13 protein-coding genes and 1 tRNA gene are annotated in these 16,424 nt (G+C 74.4%); 11 read left to right on the top strand and 3 right to left on the bottom strand.

Translation table 11 applies throughout. The annotated features are described in order from the left end of the window. The first annotated feature begins 127 nt into the window (after nucleotides 1–127). The 3 genes from OHA91_RS00525 (at nucleotide 128) to OHA91_RS00515 (ending at nucleotide 3,366) form a co-directional block, all read left to right on the top strand. Complete coding sequence (locus OHA91_RS00525; RefSeq protein WP_328738259.1) at nucleotides 128–958, top strand: hypothetical protein; 831 nt, start codon at nucleotides 128–130, stop codon at nucleotides 956–958. 449 nt (nucleotides 959–1,407) lie between these two features. After that, on the top strand, nucleotides 1,408–2,544 hold the full coding sequence (locus OHA91_RS00520) for a hypothetical protein (RefSeq protein ID WP_328738258.1): 1,137 nt from the start codon (nucleotides 1,408–1,410) through the stop codon (nucleotides 2,542–2,544). A gap of 129 nt (nucleotides 2,545–2,673) precedes the next feature. Further along, nucleotides 2,674–3,366, top strand: a complete 693-nt coding sequence (locus OHA91_RS00515) for a CPCC family cysteine-rich protein (protein WP_107064775.1) — start codon at nucleotides 2,674–2,676, stop codon at nucleotides 3,364–3,366. Between the two features lie 184 nt (nucleotides 3,367–3,550). On the opposite strand, the gene OHA91_RS00510 is transcribed toward OHA91_RS00515, so the two are convergent. After that, complete coding sequence (locus tag OHA91_RS00510) at nucleotides 3,551–5,188, bottom strand: alpha/beta hydrolase (RefSeq protein WP_328738257.1); 1,638 nt, start codon at nucleotides 5,186–5,188, stop codon at nucleotides 3,551–3,553. A gap of 237 nt (nucleotides 5,189–5,425) precedes the next feature. On the opposite strand from OHA91_RS00510, the gene OHA91_RS00505 reads away from it, so the two are divergent. The 3 genes from OHA91_RS00505 to OHA91_RS00495 all read left to right on the top strand — a co-directional run bounded on the left by OHA91_RS00505 (nucleotide 5,426) and on the right by OHA91_RS00495 (nucleotide 8,409). Then, on the top strand, nucleotides 5,426–6,661 hold the full coding sequence (locus tag OHA91_RS00505) for a serine hydrolase domain-containing protein (protein ID WP_328738256.1): 1,236 nt from the start codon (nucleotides 5,426–5,428) through the stop codon (nucleotides 6,659–6,661). A 78-nt stretch (nucleotides 6,662–6,739) separates the two neighbouring features. After that, nucleotides 6,740–7,555: a YqjF family protein gene (locus OHA91_RS00500; protein WP_328738255.1), complete on the top strand. Its 816-nt coding sequence runs from the start codon at nucleotides 6,740–6,742 to the stop codon at nucleotides 7,553–7,555. A gap of 311 nt (nucleotides 7,556–7,866) precedes the next feature. After that, nucleotides 7,867–8,409 carry a hypothetical protein gene (locus OHA91_RS00495; RefSeq protein WP_031154739.1) on the top strand — a complete coding sequence of 181 codons (543 nt, stop codon included), beginning with the start codon at nucleotides 7,867–7,869 and terminating at the stop codon, nucleotides 8,407–8,409. A 22-nt stretch (nucleotides 8,410–8,431) separates the two neighbouring features. Here OHA91_RS00495 and OHA91_RS00490 read toward each other — a convergent pair whose 3' ends face one another. Next, on the bottom strand, nucleotides 8,432–8,974 hold the full coding sequence (locus tag OHA91_RS00490) for an NUDIX domain-containing protein (RefSeq protein WP_266505844.1): 543 nt from the start codon (nucleotides 8,972–8,974) through the stop codon (nucleotides 8,432–8,434). Between the two features lie 71 nt (nucleotides 8,975–9,045). Between OHA91_RS00490 and OHA91_RS00485 the strand changes: the two genes are divergently transcribed. The 5 genes from OHA91_RS00485 (at nucleotide 9,046) to OHA91_RS00465 (ending at nucleotide 16,187) form a co-directional block, all read left to right on the top strand. Next, nucleotides 9,046–10,497 carry an SWIM zinc finger family protein gene (locus OHA91_RS00485; protein ID WP_266505841.1) on the top strand — a complete coding sequence of 484 codons (1,452 nt, stop codon included), beginning with the start codon at nucleotides 9,046–9,048 and terminating at the stop codon, nucleotides 10,495–10,497. Beyond that, entirely contained in the window at nucleotides 10,494–13,190 is a 2,697-nt protein-coding gene (locus OHA91_RS00480) for a DUF6493 family protein (RefSeq protein WP_328738254.1), read from the top strand. Before OHA91_RS00485 ends, OHA91_RS00480 begins: the two co-directional genes overlap by 4 nt. A gap of 55 nt (nucleotides 13,191–13,245) precedes the next feature. After that, nucleotides 13,246–14,019 (top strand): hypothetical protein, encoded by a 774-nt coding sequence (locus OHA91_RS00475; protein ID WP_328738253.1) that lies wholly within the window; start codon nucleotides 13,246–13,248, stop codon nucleotides 14,017–14,019. 48 nt (nucleotides 14,020–14,067) lie between these two features. Next, nucleotides 14,068–14,892 (top strand): MerR family transcriptional regulator, encoded by an 825-nt coding sequence (locus OHA91_RS00470; RefSeq protein ID WP_031154729.1) that lies wholly within the window; start codon nucleotides 14,068–14,070, stop codon nucleotides 14,890–14,892. Nucleotides 14,893–15,560: 668 nt separating this feature from the next. Then, entirely contained in the window at nucleotides 15,561–16,187 is a 627-nt protein-coding gene (locus OHA91_RS00465) for a hypothetical protein (protein ID WP_266505831.1), read from the top strand. Nucleotides 16,188–16,317: 130 nt separating this feature from the next. Here the strand turns inward: OHA91_RS00465 and OHA91_RS00460 are convergent. Beyond that, a tRNA-Trp gene (locus OHA91_RS00460) sits at nucleotides 16,318–16,392 on the bottom strand. Between the last annotated feature and the right edge of the window lie 32 nt (nucleotides 16,393–16,424).

Below are 16,424 nucleotides of genomic sequence, written 5' to 3'. Positions count from 1 at the left end.
TTACTGGATATGCGGCCCCACCGAAAAGGAAACGAGGTCGCAGACGCAGTGGGAACAATCCCCACATCGCGGAGGAAGCGAATCTTTCGGAACCCGCTCAGGGTCCGATTCCGATCAGGAGAAAATCATGAACCGTAAGTTCGAGACGTCTGAGTCCACCCGCCCCAAGCGCCGGTTCCGCCTCGCGACCGCCGTCGCGGCCGCCGCGATCGCCGGCGGGATCCTCGTCCCCTCGTCCTCCGCGATGGCCGCCCCCACCACGTCGGTGGAGAGCGTCGTCAGTCACAACAAGCACGACCACAAGAAGCACGACGGCAACCACCACGGCAAGAAGAAGAAGCGCAACAAGGGCGGCAACACCCAGGGCGGTACGCAGGGTGGCGGCAATGGCAACACCCAGGGTGGAACCCAGGGTGGCGGTAACGGGAACACCCAGGGCGGTACGCAGGGTGGCGGTAACGGCAACACCCAGGGTGGAACCCAGGGTGGCGGCAACGGGAACACCCAGGGCGGTACGCAGGGTGGCGGCAACGGGAACACCCAGGGCGGTACGCAGGGTGGCGGCAACGGGAACACCCAGGGCGGTACGCAGGGTGGCGGCAACGGGAACACCCAGGGCGGTACGCAGGGTGGCGGTAACGGCAACACCCAGGGCGGGACGCAGGGTGGCGGCAACGGGAACACCCAGGGCGGTACGCAGGGTGGCGGCAACGGGAACACCCAGGGTGGAACCCAGGGTGGCGGCAATGGCAACACCCAGGGCGGTACGCAGGGTGGCGGTAACGGCAACACCCAGGGCGGTACGCAGGGTGGCGGCAATGGCAACACCCAGGGCGGTACGCAGGGTGGCGGCAACGGCAACACCCAGGGTGGAACCCAGGGTGGCGGTAACGGGAACACCCAGGGCGGTACGCAGGGTGGCGGCAACGGCAACACCCAGGGTGGAACCCAGGGCTGACCAAGCCGGCCGAATGGCGCATCACCTCGCAGAGGCTCCCTCTGCGAGGCGATGCCGTCCCCTCCAGCCGTTGCCGCCCCGACCCACGTCGGGGCGGCAACGGCTGGACCCGTGCGTCCAGACCCCACCCGGCCCCGCACCCGCCCCGACGGGCGAGGAAACACCGGCGAACGCGCCCGGTCCACCCCGACAACGCAGCGATACGGCCCCCACTGGGCCCCACCGCGGGCAACGGAAACCCGCCGCCACCAGGCAATATGCGACCGCCCACCCGAATCTGAATTTGTCAAGTCCCGAATCTCCGTCGCTTTCGCCCCGCGCCCGGAAACGGCAATCTGGAGACAGATAAACCGCTCGGCCATCAGACGGAACTGAGACACCGGACAAGCCGAATCCCCGGCTCGCAGAGAATCTCAGAAATCCGGGTCGATCATTCAAAGGAGATTTAAATGTCGAGGAAGAAGCGCGTCGCCAACATTGCCGGTCTTTCCTGTGTCACCGCGATACTCGCCGGAACGGCGGGAGTGGCATTCGCTTCCCAGGCTTCCGCACTTCCGACCGCAGCCCCTGCGGCGGTATGCAGCCTGAAGGACGGGGAGGTCCGAGGCAACGGCTTCGTCCTCAAGCAGACCTACGACGTCAAGCGCAACGGGAAGACCATCGCCCGCGTCGCCGCCGGACCGAAGGGCGACATCCGGGTCGGAATCACCGGAAGCGGTCCGGTCTCCGTGGGAACCGTCCGGTGCGCGGCAACGGGCCCCGCCTCGGTCTCCACGAAGACCGACGTGGCAGCGGCAACGGCACGAGGCACGGCCGCGGCCCAGCAGGCGGCGCGCGGCGGAGCTTCCCAGGCACAGGCAGCCGCCATCGGTCGAAAGGCAGCGGCTTCGGAAGCGAAGAAGCTCGGACTGGCGCCCTCTGTGGTGAACCAGGTGACGAACAACGTGACGAACATCGTCAACAACACGATCATCGGCGGCTCGAACAACACCATCGGCGGCACCCAGGTCGGCAACGGCAACACCCAGGGCGGGACGCAGGGCGCCGGCAACGGCAACACCCAGGGCGGGACCCAGGGTGGCGGTAACGGCAACACCCAGGGTGGCACGCAGGGCGGTGGCGCCGGGAACACGCAGGGTGGAACCCAGGGTGGCGGCGCCGGGAACACGCAGGGCGGTACGCAGGGCGGTGGCACCGGCAACACGCAGGGCGGTACGCAGGGCGGTGGCACCGGGAACACGCAGGGCGGTACGCAGGGCGGTGGCACCGGGAACACGCAGGGTGGCACGCAGGGTGGCGGCACCGGCAACACGCAGGGTGGCACGCAGGGCGGTGGCACCGGCAACACGCAGGGTGGCACGCAGGGTGGCGGGGCCGGCAACACGCAGGGTGGCACGCAGGGTGGCGGCACCGGCAACACGCAGGGCGGTACCCAGGGTGGCGGCACCGGGAACACCCAGGGCGGTACCCAGGGTGGCGGCACCGGGAACACCCAGGGCGGTACCCAGGGTGGCGGCGCCGGCAGCACCCAGGGTGGAACCCAGGGTGGCGGGGCCGGCAGCACCCAGGGCGGAACCCAGGGCTGACCGGCAACCAACAGCCGGCAACCGGCGGTCGAGTGCGGCACCTCGCAGAGGCAACCTCTGCGAGGTGCCGCCGCATGTCCGGCGCGGGCCCATGCCGCCGCCCGTCACGGCACCTTGCAGACTGGTCCGGTGGACACCCGTCGCCCGTGCCCCTGTTGTGGTCATCTCGTCTTCGACACCGAAGACGGTTGGCCCGGCTCCTACGCCATCTGCCCGGTCTGCTCCTGGCAGGACGACCCGGAGCAGTTCCGCCGGCCGTTCATGCCGCGCGGCGCGAACCACGTGTCGCTCGTCGAGGCCCAGCTCAACTTCCGTGCCTACGAAGCCTGCGACCAGCGGGGCAGGCGGTTCGCCAGGCCCGCAGCGGACGACGAACCCCTGGACGCGGCCTGGCGCCCGATCGACCCCGCCACCGACTTCTTCGAGGACTCCGGGGACACGGAGCTGCGTCCTTGGCCCGAAGACGGGGCGGTCCTGTGCTGGTGGCTCCCCTCGTTCTGGGGCGTCCCCGAGGACCCCGCACACGATCCCGCCCGCCGGCTGGTCATCGACGTCGGCCCGGTCCGCAGCGAGCGTGACCTCCACGAGGTCCTCAAGCGGGAACTCGGCTTCCCGCCGTTCTACGGCATGAACCCGGACGCGTTCTGGGACGCGATCACCGGCCTCGTCGCCATGCCCGCGCACCTGCGGTTCACCGGCTGGGCCGAGCTGGAGCTGCGGGAACCGCGGGCCGCGGCCGTGCTCCGCGACCAGCTGGAGAAGTACGCGGAGACGGCCGCGGACTTCACCGTCGTCTACGACCCCCGGCACGGCACCCTGTGACCGCCCCGCCCCGCCCCGCCCCGCCCGGGCCGGGGCGGGGCGGGGCGGGCCGGGCGGCGTGTGTCGGCCGGGCGGGGTCGGGTAGGTGACCGGTGCGGGGTGCGGTTCTGGCCCTCATGGCTGCGACGGGGACCGCATCCCGCCCGGCCCCCACACCCACCCCACCCCGCTGCGGCCCCGCTGCTCAGCGCAGCACGGGGATCACATCGCGCGTCTCGTCGACCTCCAGGCCCGCGGCGCGCCGCCCGACCGGTTCCGGGGGCGCCTCGTCCGCGCAGACGGTGCCCCGCGCGGGCAGCGTCAGCGTGGCGAGGTAGCCGGTGGCCAGGGCGCTGACGCACGCGCTGCGGTTGTAGGCGGTGTGCCCCTCGGCGGCGAAGGTCAGCAGCCGGCCGTTCTCCAGCGTCCCGGCGAGGGCCACGGCGTCCTGGTAGGGGGTGTCGGGGTCCCCGGTCGTCCCCAGGACCAGGATCGGCGCGGAACCCGCCGCCCGGTAGGAGCCCTCGTAACGGCTCGGCCGGTCCGCCTGCCACTGGACGCACGCCGGCGCGTGGTTGTGGTCGTAGGTGGGCGGCCCGAGACCGATCGGGGGCCCCAGCAGCGGAGCCGACGCGGCGTGCGCGCCGACCAGCGCGCCCAGGAGCAGCCGGCCGGCCGGGTAGACGCGGTCGGCGCACTCGACGGCCGTGTTCACCGTCAGGAAGTCGAAGGACGCCGGCGACGGCGGGGACAGCAGGAACGAGGCCTGGCGGGCCTGCGCCGCCCGCAGCGCCTCGCCCAGGTAGGGCCAGATCTCCTTGCCCGCGTTGATGTTGAACATCAGGCGGTAGGCGAGGGTGTAGCCGGTGGCCGGACGTCCGCTCGCGGTGATGACCGGGTTCGCGTCCAGCGCCCGCTTGAGGTCGTCGAAGGCCTGCCGCGGCCGGCCCCCGCCGAACCCGCAGACGGCCGCGTTGCCCGCGCACCAGTCCAGGAACCGGCCGACCGCCGCGTCCAGGGCGGCGAACTGCGCGGCGTCGTAGGCGTAGGGCACCTCCGCGTACAGGCGCGGGTCGTAGGCCCCGTCCAGGACCATCGCCCGCACCCGCCGCGGGAACTGCGCCGCGTAGAGGGTGCCGACGTAACTGCCGAAGGAACGGCCGTAGAAGGACAGCGTCTCCTCGCCCAGCGCCCGGCGCAGCAGGTCGATGTCCCGGGCGTTGAAGCCGGTGCCGACGAACGGCACCAGGCCGCCCGAGCGCTGCCGGCAGGCGGCTTCGAAGTCGGCGCCCTGCCGGACGGCCCGGTGCACGGCACCCGGGCCGGGCACGGCGCGCGCGGCGTCCACGGCGGCCGCGTACTCCTTGTCGTCCCAGCACTCCACCTGGCCGCTGCGCGCCACCCCCCGCATGTCGTAGCCGACGACGTCGAAGGAGTCGCGCAGGGCGGCGGGCAGGGCGGCGTGGCTGTTACGGGCGAAGTCCACACCGGAGTTGCCCGGCCCGCCCGGGTGCAGCAGCAGCACACCGGTGCGGCGGGCCGGGTCGGCCGCGGGCCGCCGGGTGACGGCGAGGGCGATCGTGGGCCCGCCCGGCCGGCGGTGGTCCAGCGGTACCCGGGCGGTCGCGCACTCGAAGCCGTCCTGCGGGCCGGTGCAGGGGCCCCAGGACAGGACGGGCACGGGCGGATCGGCCTCGGCCGAGGACACCGAGTCGGCGGGCGCCGCGACGGTCGCGGTCGCGGGCGCGGGCGCGGCCCCCGTCAGCGCGGTGACCGCGGTCAGGACGAGGGCCATCGCCCCCACCACGCGCCCGCGCGGGGCGACGGCGGAACGGGTCTGCATGCTTGCGCACCTCCGTGATGGTGACGGGCGTCGCGAACGGCCGCCAACGTAGCCGCCCGCCCCGCTCCCGTCGTCCCACCAGGAGTTGACTCCGCCTTACACCCAGGAGGTGAGGCCCGGGCCCGCGCTCAACCCCCGACCGGCCCTCCGCGGTCTTGCCCGGCGGGTGGACCCCACCGGTTCCCGGGGAAAGCCGCAGCAGTTCCAGCGAGCACCCAGACCGCGAAGGAGCACGGCATGACGTTACGCACGACCGCTACGGCCGCACGGGTCGCCCTGGTGGGCCTGGCGGCGGCCGCGATGGCGGCCACCACCCTCACCGTCCCCGCCCAGGCCGCCCCCGACCCCGGCCCGGACCCCGCCGCGGACCGGGCCGCCGCGCGGGCGGGGCACGCGGCGACCCGGCGCGCCATGGACGCCGAAGTCCGGGCCGGCATCCCCGGCATCACGGCCCAGGCCCGCGACACCCGCGGCGTCTGGAAGGCGGCCTCCGGCGTCGGCGACCTGGCCACCGGCACCCCCCGCGGCACCGACGACCGGTTCCGGATCGGCAGCATCACCAAGACCTTCGTGGCCGTCGTCCTGCTCCAGATGGAAACGGAAGGCAAACTCCGCCTCGACGACACCGTCGAGCACCATCTGCCGGGCCTGGTGAGGGGCAACGGCAACGACGGCGGCACGATCACCGTGCGCCGGCTCCTCAACCACACCTCCGGCCTCTTCGACTACCTGGCCGACGAGGAGTACCTGCAGACGTACATGCTCGGCGACGGCTACCTGCGGCACCGCTACGACACCCTGCCGCCCGCCCAGCACGTGCAGGTGGCCCTCTCCCACCCGCCGCTGTTCTCTCCCGGCGACCGCTTCTCGTACTCCAACACCAACTACGTCCTGGCCGCGCTGATCATCGAGAAGGCGGGCGGACGTTCCTACGAGGCCGAGGTCCGCGACCGCATCATCAGGCCCCTGGGCCTCAAGGCCACCACCAACCCCGGCAACAGCATCCACATCCCCCGCCCCAGCAGCCGCGCCTACTCCAAACTGTTCGCGCAGGCCCCCGACCGGATCGACGACGTCACCGAGATGAACGGCTCGCAGGGCCGGGCCGACGGCGACATCATCTCCACCGCCGGCGACCTCAACCGCTTCTACCGCGCCCTGATGCGCGGCGAGCTCCTCGCCCCCCGCCAGCTGGCCGCCATGAAGACCACGGTGGAGATCCGCGAACGCCCCGACATGGCCTACGGGCTCGGCATCACCCGGATGCGCACGAGCTGCGGCACCACGCTGTGGGGCCACGGCGGAGGCATGGTCGGCTCGACCTCCCTGGCCGTCACCACCGAGAACGGCGGCCACCAGCTCGCCTACAACCGCAACGGGGACTGGAGCCTGCCGACCGCCCCGGAGGCCATCATGGAAGCCGAATACTGCCCCACCCCCACCCCCACCCCCGCCCCCGCCCCCGCTTCCTGAGCCGTACGCGGTTCCCCGCCGCCGGCGTCCACCCGCGGCGGGGAACCGCGGTCCAGCACCCTGCGGGATACTGACGCGATGCCGCCCACGCCGCCCGCCGAGCCCCCCGAGCCCGCAGAGCAGCCTCCCGGGCCCGCAGAGCAGCCTGCCGGGCCCGCCGAGCCGATAACGGCCGATCCGCCCCGCCCCGCCCGCGCGCACAGGCCCCTGCTCACCCAGTCCTGGCTCGACCTGGCCTTCCTGCACTGGCCCGCCGACCCCGCCGACGTCGCCCCGCTGCTCCCGGCCGGCACCACGCCGGACACCCTGGACGGCCTCACCTACGTCGGCCTCGTCGCGTTCCGCATGCACCGCGTCGGCTGGTTCCGCCTCCCCGGCATCCCCTACCTGGGCTCCTTCCCCGAGACCAACGTCCGCCTCTACTCGGTCGACGCCCACGGCCGCCGCGGCGTGGTCTTCCGCTCCCTCGACGCCTCCCGCCTCCTCCCGGTCCTCGCCGCCCGCACCGCGTTCCGCCTCCCGTACGTGTGGTCACGCATGTCGGTCCGCCGCGACGGCCCCACCCTCACCTACACCAGCAGCCGGCGCTGGCCCGGCCCGCGCGGCGCGCACAGCACGATCACCGTGCGGACCGGCGAACGCATCGAGGAGCCGACCGCCCTCGAACACTTCCTGACCGCCCGCTGGGGCATGCACAGCGACTTCGGCGGCCGGCTGCTGTACCTGCCCAACAGCCACCCGCGCTGGCCGCTGCACCGCGCCGAACTCCTCGGCTGCGACGAGAACCTGGTGGCCGCCGCCGGCCTGCGGCCGCCCGCCGGCCCGCCCGTGAGCGTGCTGTACTCCCCGGGAGTCCCCGTACGGTTCACCCGCCCGCCCCGCCGGCCGAACTGACCGCACCCCGGGTGCACCGCGAGCGCACCCCGGGCACATCCGCCCCGTTCCCGCCCCCGCTGCCGCCCTCGTTCCTGTCCGGCGGGCGGCCGGACGGGTACGCGCCATTGACAGAGCCCGCGGCCACGTGCGAAAAAGACCGAAGACCCCAGGTCCGAGGCCGCGCGATGTCCGTTTCTCCGCTGCCCGGCGCCGCAACCGCAGACGCCGCCCGCGACGACAGCCCGCGGGGTCCACCCCGCCGCGATCGGCACCGCGTCGGTGCGACCGACCCACCTGGAACACGACGATCGGACCCCGACTTGACCCTCATGCCCGGATCCCGCGTGCCCGGCCGGACCTGGACGGTCCGGCTCACCGGCCACGCCGATCACAGCGCCTCCGTCACCTGCAGCACCGAAGCCTGCCGCATGCCGCCCCGTTCGAAGGACACCGCGGCCCTGAAGCGGTTCGCCGCCGAACACGTCCGGGCCCACGCCCGGCTGGCCACCGTACGCCCCGACACCGCGTGCGCCTGCCGGGCCGCGCAGTGCGCGCTCCACGAGGCCCGCACCCAGTGCACCGGCTCCACCCTCCTGGTCCTGGTCCACAACCCGGCCGTGGGACAGGTCTGGACGCTCGCCGAGATCTGCCAGTCCTGCGCACCGCTCATCGCGCACACCGCCATCCTCGGCCGGTCCCAGCCCCAGGGCCGTCAGGCCCCGCCCGCGGCCTCGGTCCCCGCGCCCGCCACCGCACCGGCGGCGGTCCCCCTGCCCGTCGCGGGCGGGTTCTCCTCACCGCAGGCCGCCCCGGAGGCCCCCGCCGCCCGCCGCCGCCCGCACCGCCCCGCGCGCCCGCGCCGGACCCCCTGACCGCGCCGGGCCGCGCCGGTCGTCACACCCACGTGTAGTTGTCGTCGGTGACGGCGGCCAGGGCGGCGTCGGCGGTGGCCGCGCGGGGGTCGGGCAGCGCGGCGAGAGCGGCACCGATCGGCGGGAAGAGCGGGAGCCCGGCGGCCCCGCGGTAGTCGATCCACTCGATCACGCCGACCTCGTGGCTCCCGTCGGGCTGTTCGTCCAGTTCCTCCTCGGCGAGGGTGGCGCGCAGCTCGGGGGTGATGTGCAGGCGGTGGATCAGGTGCAGCTTGCGCGGGGGCGGTGTGGGCCCGGGACGGGTGACGCGCTGGTCGACGACCCACAGCAGGTCGCCGCCCTCGGCGAGGCCGATGTCCAGGCCGAGTTCCTCGGCGAGCTCCCGGCGCAGGGCGCAGGTGAGGTCCTCGCCGTCCTCCACGTTCCCGCCCGGCGGGCTGTAGTGGGTGGAGCCGGCGCGGTCGCGGCGGATGAGCGCGACCTCGTCCCCGCAGAACACCAGGGCCGCGGTGCGGATCTTGATGCGGGAGAACGGGACCGTCGGTGCCGGGGGAGCGGAAGTCATGACGGCCATCATCCCACCCCCGGACTGACACTCCGTCAGCGTTGTCGGTGGTCGCCCCTACGTTTGCGCCCATGAGCCGATCCATCCAGGCACTCGCCTACGCACGCCCGTCCGCCCTCACCACCGAAGGCGGCGCCGGCCTCCTCGGACTGGAGACCTCCGGCGGGCTGACCCCGGTGGGCCGCGAGGCCCACCCGCAGTTCTTCGCCGGGTTCCTGAGCTCGCCTCAGGCCGCCGCCCGGGGCCTGCTCGCCGTCGCCGACGTCGCCGCAGCCCGCTACTACCAGCGCACCCTGCGGGCCTCCCTCGACCCGGTCGTCACGGCCGGCGGCGACCGGCTGCGCTTCGAGTCCTTCTCCGGCTGCTGCGGGGTCTACGCCCGGCTCGACGTACTCCCCGAAGGCCTCGACGGCGCCGACACCGGCCACGGCACCACCAACGTCGACGTCAACAACCCGCTGCGCGAAGCCCTGTCCCGGCTCAGCGGCGACGAACCCCTCCACCTGCGGGTCGGCCCCGACGAACTGGCCGTCACCACCCTGGACGGACCCGTGGTGGAGAAGAAGGTCCCGCTGCCCGACCGCTGGCTGCGCGGCTTCGCCGAATCCCAGGTGATCACCGCCGCCTTCGACCTGCGCGCCGAGTTGTCCGCGGCCGAGGCCGTACGCTTCCTGCGCTCCCTCCCGCGCACCACCGGCACCGGACCGGGCAGCCGGGCACCCCTGTGGGTGGTCCCCGCCGGCCGCACCCTGCGCCCCACCACCCGCCCCGTCCCCGGCGCCGTCTGCCTGCCCGGCCCCGAGCGACTCACCGCCCTGCAGCGGGTGCTGCGGCACGCCACCGCACTGCGCGTGTACGGGCCCGCCGGCCACGACGGCGCCGCCACCGCCGCCGCCTGGGAGGTCGCCATGCCCGGCATGCGCCTGACCCTCACCCTCTCCCCGGAGCCCAGCCGCGGGTTCTCCGGCGAGGGCGCCGTCCTGGAGGCACTGGCCGGCGACGAGGCCGCCGCCGACGCCGACCTGGTGTCCGTGCTGCTCTCCTGGGAACCGCGCATCGACATCGCCGACCTCGCCGCCCAGAGCGGACTGAGCCCGCAGCGCGTACGCGCCGCCCTGACCCGGCTCGGCACCGCCGGCCGCGTCGGCTACGACGCCGCGGACGCCGCCTACTTCCACCGCGAACTGCCCTACGACGCCCACCGAGCCGAAGCCCGCAACCCCCGCCTCACCGCCGCCCGCACCCTCCTCGCCGACGGCGCGGTCCACCTCCACACCCCCGCCACCACCGGGTCGGGCACCGCGACCGTCCGCTCCGGCGAGCGCCGCTACCAGGTCCGCGAAGCCCCCGGCGGCGTCCTGAGCTGCACCTGCCAGTGGTGGGCCGACTACCGCGGCCGCCGCGGCCCCTGCAAACACGCCCTCGCCGTCCGCATGGCCCACCGCGAACGGACCACCACCGCCACCCCCTCCCTCACCACCAACGCCGACACCACCACCGCTGCTGCCGGAGACACCCGATGAACACCCTCCTCGACGCCGTCCGCACCGGCCGCTGCGACCTGGTCACCACCCTGATCACCCCCCTCACCGCCGGCGAACGCCGCGCCCTCCTGCCCGAACTGACCACCCTGCGGCGCGAGATACGCACCTGGGACTGGAGCCGCCGCTGGGACGCCGAGCCCACCCTGCGCGCCCTGCACCTCGCCGGAGCCGCCTGCCACACCGGCCCGGCCGCCGCCGCCTCCTGGATCGCCGCCCGCGACCTGCGCGACGGCCGCACCCGCGACACCGCCCGGCTGGCCGCGCTCCTCGCCGCCCGCGACCCCGCCTGGCGCGCCGACGTCGCCCACCGCCTCGCCGCCCGCACCGCCACCGTCGAGGACGACTACCCCCTCATCCGCGCCCTCCTGGAAGGCACCGAAGCCCCCGCCCCCACCACCGACGGCTTCGTCCACGCCTGGGCCCGGGCGACCACCACCGGCACCGACACCACCACCACCACGACCAGCAGCAGTACCGGACGCCGCCCCCGCCCCCGCCCCCGTCCCCTGCGGGTCGCCCTGCGCGAAGACCCCTACACCGCCGAACTCGTACCCCGCCTGTTCGAAACCGCCGAACCCGCCCCCTCCCTCACCTGGTACGACGACCCCCAAACCCCCGGCCGCTGGCCCGCCGAACTCGCCCACCTGGCCACCGAAGGCACCGTGGAGCGCCGCGCCCTCCTCACCGGCACCGTCAACCGCCTGCTGCGCGGCGGCCGCACCGGCCACCTCGCCTTCTACACCGACCTCCTCGACGTCCTCGACCTCACCGCCGACGAACGCGCCGAGCACACCGCGGACTGGATCGCCCTGGCCGCCGACGCACCCTCACCCACCGCCGGCCGCGCCCAGCAGACCCTCACCGCGCTCTTCGAAGCCGGCCGACTCCCCGCCGAACGCCTCGCCGAGATGTCGCAGTCCGTCCTCTTCCGCCCCGAGAAGAAACTCGTCCGCGCCCAGCTCGTCCTGCTCGGCAAGGCCCTGCGCCGCGACCGGGAGGACCGCTTCACCCTGCTGCCCGCCACCGCCGCCGCCTTCGGCCACCCCGACACCGCCCTGCAGGAGAAAGCACTCAAACTCGTCGCCACCCACCTGCGCCCCGACGACGACGCCCTGCGCGCCGACCTCGCCTTCGACGCCGAACAGCTCGGCCCCGCCCTGCGGCGCACGGCCGCCGCCCTGCTCGGAACCATCGCCGACCCCGCCGGCGGCACAGGCACCGACGGCTACGAGGAGACCCTCCCCGCCGCACCCGCCCGCCGCCCCCTCACCACCGCCGGCCAGCCCATCGCCCGGACCGTCGAACTCGTCGCCGCCCTCGCCAAGACCAACGCACCGACCGCCGAGGAGACCGAGACCGCCCTCGACCTCCTGGTCCGCCACGCACACCAGGACCGGACCGCCCTGGCCGCCGCACTGCGCCCGGCCCTGGCCGACCGCCACTGGGCACGCGAAGACGCCGGCCACGCCGACCCCGCCCACCTCTCGGCCCCCGAACTCCTCGCCGCCGCCGTCCTCGGCCGCCTCGACCCCGCCGACCTCTCACCCCGGCGCCCCATCAACGGCAGGGGCTTCGGACAGCACTGCATCCACGACGCCCTCCAGCGCGTCACCACCGCCCGGGCCCGCGAAGCCGCCCTGCGCCTGCTCACCGACCCCCTCCCGTTCCTGCTGGCCACCCCCACCTGGGACTGCGGCACCCTCGAACCGCACGACCTCATCACCCGCCTGACCGCCTACGCCCGCCAGGGCGCCGAACCCGCCCCCGCCGACTTCGCCCAGGCCCTGCTGCGCGTACGGCGCGACCCCCAGGCCGCTGCCGCGGCCGACGCCCTCGCCACCCCCGAGGGGCGGCGCCTGGCCGCCTGGCTCACCGCCGACGGCGAACCGGCACCCCACACCCGCCACGTCAGCGATCGGGACCGCGGCCCGCGCACCTGGTGGGGCGCCGAACGGCTGACCGTGCGCCGCATCGTGCTGGAGGTCCCCGAACACCCCGTCATCCAGAAGGAGTTCCCGCCCGTCTTCCACCCGCTCGGCCGCCCCCGCACCGGCAGCCCGCACTGCTGGCACTGGCGCGGCCAGGAGCTCGCACACCTCGCGGTCCTGCCGCAGGACCGCGAGACGCAGGCCGTGTGGCTGCTGCCCGACCTGACCGAATGCGCCATCGACGAGGACCGCGGTGCGGGCGAAGTCCTCTCCCGGCTCGCCGAACTGGGCGGCCCCGCCGGCCCCGCACTGCACCTCGCCGTGGCCACCGGACTCGGAGCCCGCCACGCCGAGGACCGCCTCGCCGCGGTCGACGCACTCCTCGTCCTGGCCGCACGCCGGGAACTGGACACCGCCCTCCTCGGGCGCGACCTGGCCGAACTCCTGAGCCTGGGCACCGTCAAACCCAACCGGCTGGCCGACGCCGCCCGCACGGCCGCGGCCACCGGAGCGTACGCGACGACCTGGGCGTTCCTGGCCGGAGCCCTGCCCGCCGTCCTCACCGACGGCCCGGCCCGCGGCGCGGGCGAACTCCTCGCCGTGGCCGCCGACTGCGCGGAGCACTGCCGCCCCGGCGGCCCGCCGCCCGAGGGCCTGGCCCCGGCCGCCGCCCGCAAGGGCACCTCCCAACTGGCCACCCAGGCCCGCCGCCTGCACACCGCCCTGACCACCACCGCCGGATAGACCGCCCGCCCTGCTCACCGATGCCGCCGACCCCACCAGGAAGTCCCCGGCCCCGGTGAGCGCGGCGCGCACTCCGGCCCACCCCGCCCTGGAGACGCCCCGGGGCGGCCGGCCACGGGCTCCCGGGTGCCCCGCCGGCGTCCCGGCCCTGCTCCGCGGCCTCCTGGACGAGACGGCCGGCCCCGAAGCCCTGCGGGTACCGGGCATCGTCCTGATGGACGGCGTCCTGCACATGAGCGCCGTGATGCCCGCCGCCCTGCCCTACCTGATCGGCCTGGCAGCCGTCCCCGGCACCACGGTGCGGCCCGGCCTGCTCGACCTCCTGATCGCCGCCGCGGACCTGTCGGCGCCCGCCGACGCGTGCCGAGCGGCCGAGCCGCGCCCCCGGCCCCGGCCCGGGCGCGGGTCAGGGGGGACGCGATGCGATCCTGCACCGGTGGACCCCAACGACAAGCACTGGCGGACCTGGACACTCAGGCTCCTGGCCCTCCTCGCCGCCGACCTCCCCGACCAGCAGGCCTGGCTGGGCGAGCGCCGGCTCACCGTGCAAACCGCCGTCGAAGAGGTCGAGTTCGCCGGCAGCATCGCCGAAGGCCTCACCGACCGCGCGGTCTTCACCCCCGGGCACCTGCACACCCTCCAGGCCATCGCCCGCCGCACCGGCGCCCTCGACGCCACCGCCCGCACCGCACGGTGGGCCGACTCCCTGGCCGCCGACCCCGCCTGGAACGACGTCCGCACCCTCGCCCGCGACTTCCTCCACACCCTCCCCGACGACCGGCCCCGGCCCCTGCCGCATCCCGTCCGCCCGAACCCCGGTGACTGCTGAACCCGCCCGGTTGACCCTGACCCTGGGGGAGAGGGGAGCGTAGCGGCCATGGAGGAAGAAGCACTGCTCAGCATCGGCGCGTTCGCCCGCCGGGCACGGCTGTCGCACAAGGCCCTGCGCCTCTACGACCGCCACGGCCTGCTGCCGCCCGACCACGTCGACGCCGTCACCGGCTACCGGTACTACCGGGAGGGCCGGCTCGCCGCCGCCCGGCTGATCGTGCGGCTGCGCGGGCTGGACATGCCGCTGGCCGACGTCGGCGCGGTCCTGGCCGCCCCCGCCCCGGAGGCGGCCCGGCTGGTGGCCGAGTACTGGGACGGCGTCGAGCGCCGCCACGCGGCGCAGCGCGAGCTGGCGGCGCACCTCCGTATCCACCTGCTCGGAGACGAAGGGAGTACGGACATGTACGAGATCCAGGAGCGCGAGGTGCCGCAGCAGCTGGTCCTCACGGAACAGCGGCACATCACCCCGGAGGAGCTGCCCGACTGGATACCGGCCGCCCTGGGCCGGCTGGCCCCGGTGGCAGAGGCGCACGGGGGCTTCTTCGGTGACCCGTTCGTCGTCTACCACGGGGAGGTCAACGAGGACAGCGACGGCCCCGTGGAGCTCTGCGTCCCGGTGGACCCGGCCCGCGCCGGCCGGCTCCCGGCGGCCTCCCGCACCGAACCGGCCCACACACAGGCCTACACCCGCCTCACCAAGGCGCAGACGGCCTACCCGCAGATCCTCTCCGCCTACGACGCGGTCTACGCGTGGGCGCAGCGCGAGGCCCGCACCACGACGGCGGCGCCCCGCGAGGTCTACTTCGTGGACTGGTCCGAGATCGGCCCGGCCGACCCGGCCTGCGACATCGCCGTCCCCCTGGCCGACTGACCGCCACGCCGTACGCGGAGCGGGGGCGCGGGGGCGTGCCGTACCGCCGCGCCGGACCTGCGCCGGACCGGCCCTCCGCGCTCGCCGTGTCCACCGGCTCCTGCGGGGAGGAACCGGGCCGGGAGCGCCTCCCGGCCCGGTTCCGGTCGCAGTACCACGCCCCCGCGCCCACCAGCACGGCCGCCCCGACCCCGTACAGGGGCAGCCACAGGGTCGTCGTGGACGCCAGGCAGTCGGCGACGGCCTTCTCCCGCCGGCTCTCCGCGCGTACGCCAGCGCGGCGGCGTCGCTGCCGGCCGGCTCCGCCACGGCCGCCCTGGTGCGGATGACCTCGTACCTGCCGATGCCCTCGCAGCCGCTGCGGGTGCCCGGCATCGGGATTCGAGGGCTGGGGTCGTGCACGGGCCCCTCCTGCAGGGTCGGAGGCATCGCCACCGGCATCCGCCGCGCGCCGCCGCGGGCCCCGGCGCCATGCCGGGGGCGGGCCGATGGGGGACCGGAGGGGGCCCGGATGGGGGAGCCGCGCCGCCTGTCACGCGCCTGTGACAGTCGGCGGACAGCTTCATGAAGTCCGGGAGTCAGTCTTTTAACCAGAGAACAAACCGGACATTTCGCCCCAAGTTCTCTGGATCCGATCTTCCCCCCGCCTCTTCTTTGGAGTCATTCCCATGTTCCGTACCACCTCCCGTAAGCAGCGTTTCGCGATGTACGCCGTCTCGGCCGCGATCGTCGGAGGGGGCGTGCTGGTTCCCACCAGTGCTTTCGCCGCCCCGGCAGCGGCCGGTACGACCTCGGTCGCTGCCCAGGCGAAGAGCGGTCACGAGAGCGAGGGCAAGAACAAGAAGGACAAGTGGGAGAACAAGAACAAGAAGCACAGCAAGGGCAAGAAGAACGAGAAGAAGCACGGCAAGGGCAAGAAGAACAAGGTCCGCGACGTGGAGAACATGCCGGGCTGCAAGTTCTACCAGGGCAAGGTCTACTGCGAGCACAAGGCCGACAAGCCCGCCCCGGCCCCCGAGACCAAGCCGGCCCCGAAGCCGGACCCGGTGGTCGTGGACAAGGAGAACCCCGACAAGGTCCAGACCCCCGAGACGAAGCCCGAGACCAAGCCGGAGACCGCGCCGGAGACGAAGCCGGAGACCGCGCCGGAGACGAAGCCGGAGACGAAGCCGGAGACCGCGCCGGAGACCGCGCCCGAGACCAAGCCCGAGTCGGCCCCGGAGCAGGAGTCCGCGCCCGCCCAGGAGTCCGCTCCGCAGCAGGAGACGGCCTCGGCCTCCACCGAGGAAGGCTGAACCGCACCGGGACCCCGCGCCATGGCTCTGCGCACCCGGCACTGAGCGCACGGTACGCAAGACCGCAGCCGATCAGCCCCTGCCGGATCCCACCGGGATCCGACGGGGGCTTCGCGGCGGCTACGGGAGGCGGAGCCGGCCGGATTCGAACCGGCGTCCTCACGGTTTTGGAGACCGCGCGCGACGACCTCTGCGCTACGGCCCCGCCCGCCCGGCATCCTAAGCGCACACGCACAC

Source organism: Streptomyces erythrochromogenes (genome assembly GCF_036170895.1).
GTDB classification, from domain to species: Bacteria; Actinomycetota; Actinomycetes; order Streptomycetales; family Streptomycetaceae; genus Streptomyces; species Streptomyces erythrochromogenes.
Note: the sequence above shows the minus strand (reverse complement) of the source record. Positions and strands in the feature narration are given on the sequence as shown.